This window comes from Polymorphospora sp. NPDC051019, from assembly GCF_040683055.1.
Classification (GTDB): domain Bacteria; phylum Actinomycetota; class Actinomycetes; order Mycobacteriales; family Micromonosporaceae; genus Polymorphospora; species Polymorphospora lycopeni.
This window is the reverse complement of record NZ_JBFBCH010000046.1, coordinates 1-3,414: the sequence shown is the minus strand read 5'-3', so window position 1 is coordinate 3,414 and position 3,414 is coordinate 1. Positions and strand designations below refer to the sequence as shown.

Here is a 3,414-nt window from a genome sequence, read left to right as displayed (position 1 = left end):
GTTCGTGGTTTGGTGTGGTGCTGTGGGTTGTGGGTTGGTCGTTTGTTGAGAATTACACAGTGGACGCGAGCATCTTTGTGGTCAAGTTGTCAAGGGCGGACGGTGGATGCCTTGGCACCAGGAGCCGATGAAGGACGTGGGAGGCCGCGATAGGCCTGGGGGAGCTGTCAACCAAGCTGTGATCCCAGGGTGTCCGAATGGGGAAACCTGGCATCAGTCATGTGATGTCACCCGCACCTGAATGCATAGGGTGTGTGGAGGGAACGCGGGGAAGTGAAACATCTCAGTACCCGTAGGAAGAGAAAACAATAGTGATTCCGTGAGTAGTGGCGAGCGAAAGCGGATTTAGGCTAAACCGGTTGCGTGTGATACCTGTCAGGGGTTGCGTGGTCGGGGTTGTGGGACTCTGCTGGACAAGCTGACACTTGTTCGAGAAGTTATAAAGCCAGTTGCTAGCCGAATGGTGTGGGAAAGCCAACCGTAGTCGGTGATAGTCCGGTAGGTGAAAGTGGCTGGTCTTCTGTGGATGTTCCCGAGTAGCGGCGGACCCCTGTAATCTGCCGTGAATCTGCCAGGACCACCTGGTAAGCCTGAATACTTCCTGGTGACCGATAGCGGACTAGTACCGTGAGGGAATGGTGAAAAGTACCCCGGGAGGGGAGTGAAATAGTACCTGAAACCGTTCGCCTACAATCCGTCGGAGCCTTTAGGGGTGACGGCGTGCCTTTTGAAGAATGAGCCTGCGAGTTAGTGGCATGTGGCGAGGTTAACCCGTGTGGGGTAGCCGTAGCGAAAGCGAGTCTTAATAGGGCGTTTAGTCGCATGTTCTAGACCCGAAGCGGAGTGATCTAGCCATGGGCAGGCTGAAGCGCGGGTAAGACCGTGTGGAGGGCCGAACCCACCAACGTTGAAAAGTTGGGGGATGACCTGTGGTTAGGGGTGAAAGGCCAATCAAACTCCGTGATAGCTGGTTCTCCCCGAAATGCATTTAGGTGCAGCGTTGCGTGTTTCTTGCCGGAGGTAGAGCACTGGATGGTCTAGGGGGCCTACAAGCTTACCGAAATCAGCTAAACTCCGAATGCCGGTAAGTGAGAGCGTGGCAGTGAGACTGCGGGGGATAAGCTTCGTAGTCGAGAGGGAAACAGCCCAGATCACCAGCTAAGGCCCCTAAGCGTGTGCTAAGTGGAAAAGGATGTGGGGTCGCATAGACAACCAGGAGGTTGGCTTAGAAGCAGCCATCCTTTAAAGAGTGCGTAATAGCTCACTGGTCAAGTGGTTCCGCGCCGACAATGTAGCGGGGCTCAAGTACACCGCCGAAGCTGTGGCATTCACATTTTTACTTCGCCTATGCCTTTGGGTGTGGGTGCAGGTGTGTGGATGGGTAGGGGAGCGTCGTGCCGGGGGTGAAGCAGCGGGGTGACCCAGCTGTGGACGCGGCACGAGTGAGAATGCAGGCATGAGTAGCGAATGAAGGGTGAGAAACCCTTCCGCCGGATGACCAAGGGTTCCAGGGCTAGGTTAATCCGCCCTGGGTGAGTCGGGACCTAAGGCGAGGCCGAGAGGCGTAGTCGATGGACAACGGGTTGATATTCCCGTACCCGCGAAAGAGCGCCCATGATGAACCTCGTTGTGCTAACCACGTGATCTGGTGGAGGTCTTCGGACTGATGCTGGTGAGCCTGGGAACCTGGCGGGTAGTAGTCAAGCGATGGGGTGACGCAGGAAGGTAGCTGATCCCGGCCGGTGGTTGTGCCGGGGTAAGCGTGTAGGCCGGTGTGTAGGCAAATCCGCACACCTTGTGGCTGAGACGTGATGCCGAGCCGATTCAGGTGAAGTCAGTGATCCTATGCTGCCGAGAAAAGCCTCTAGCGAGTTCTTAGCGGCCCGTACCCCAAACCGACACAGGTGGTCAGGTAGAGAATACCGAGGCGATCGGGCGAACTGTGGTTAAGGAACTCGGCAAATTGCCCCCGTAACTTAGGGAGAAGGGGGGCCGGACGCGTGAAGGGACTTGCTCCTGGAGCGTGGTATGGCCGCAGAGAGCAGGGGGAAGCGACTGTTTACTAAAAACACAGGTCCATGCGAAGAAGTAATTCGATGTATATGGACTGACGCCTGCCCGGTGCTGGAACGTTAAGGGGACCGGTTAGCTCTTCGGGGCGAAGCTGAGAACTTAAGCGCCAGTAAACGGCGGTGGTAACTATAACCATCCTAAGGTAGCGAAATTCCTTGTCGGGTAAGTTCCGACCTGCACGAATGGCGTAACGACTTCCCCACTGTCTCAACCACAGGCCCGGCGAAATTGCATTACGAGTAAAGATGCTCGTTACGCGCGGCAGGACGGAAAGACCCCGGGACCTTTACTATAGCTTGACATTGGTATCTGAATTAGCTTGTGTAGGATAGGTGGGAGCCGGTGAAGCTTGTACGCCAGTACAGGTGGAGGCAATCTTGAAATACCACTCTGGTTGATTTGGGTATCTAACTTGGGGCCGTGATCCGGTTCAGGGACAGTGTCTGGTGGGTAGTTTAACTGGGGCGGTTGCCTCCTAAAGGGTAACGGAGGCGCCCAAAGGTTCCCTCATCCTGGTTGGCAATCAGGTGTTGAGTGTAAGTGCACAAGGGAGCTTGACTGTGAGACTGACGGGTCGAGCAGGGACGAAAGTCGGGACTAGTGATCCGGCACTTGCGTGTGGAAGCGGTGTCGCTCAACGGATAAAAGGTACCCCGGGGATAACAGGCTGATCTTCCCCAAGAGTCCATATCGACGGGATGGTTTGGCACCTCGATGTCGGCTCGTCGCATCCTGGGGCTGTAGCAGGTCCCAAGGGTTGGGCTGTTCGCCCATTAAAGCGGTACGCGAGCTGGGTTTAGAACGTCGTGAGACAGTTCGGTCCCTATCCGCCGTGCGCGTAGGATACTTGAGAAGGGCTGTCCCTAGTACGAGAGGACCGGGACGGACGAACCTCTGGTGTGCCAGTTGTTCCGCCAGGAGCATGGCTGGTTGGCTACGTTCGGAAGGGATAACCGCTGAAAGCATCTAAGCGGGAAGCTCGCTTCAAGATGAGGTATCCCACCCACCTTGGTGGGGTAAGGCTCCCAGTTAGACGACTGGGTTGATAGGCCGGAGATGTAAGCACGGTAACGTGTTGAGTTGACCGGTACTAATAGGCCGAGGACTTGACTACTAAGCTGCTACGCGTCCACTGTGTGATTCCCGACAAACGAACACCCGACCCCCCGCCCAAGGGAATGTGGGTGGTTGTGGGTGGTGTTTGATAAGTCGATAGTGTTACGGCGGTTATGGCGGAGGGGAAACGCCCGGTTACATTCCGAACCCGGAAGCTAAGCCCTCCAGCGCCGATGGTACTGCACTCGTGAGGGTGTGGGAGAGTAGGACACCGCCGGACTTCTT

At 56.1% G+C, this 3,414-nt stretch carries 2 rRNA genes; both read left to right on the top strand.

The window, feature by feature from the left end:
* Positions 1 to 79 precede the first annotated feature (79 nt).
* A 23S ribosomal RNA gene (locus AB0M79_RS36230) occupies positions 80 to 3,187 on the top strand.
* Between the two features lie 105 nt (positions 3,188 to 3,292).
* Positions 3,293 to 3,409 (top strand): 5S ribosomal RNA (rrf, locus tag AB0M79_RS36225).
* Positions 3,410 to 3,414 lie beyond the last annotated feature (5 nt).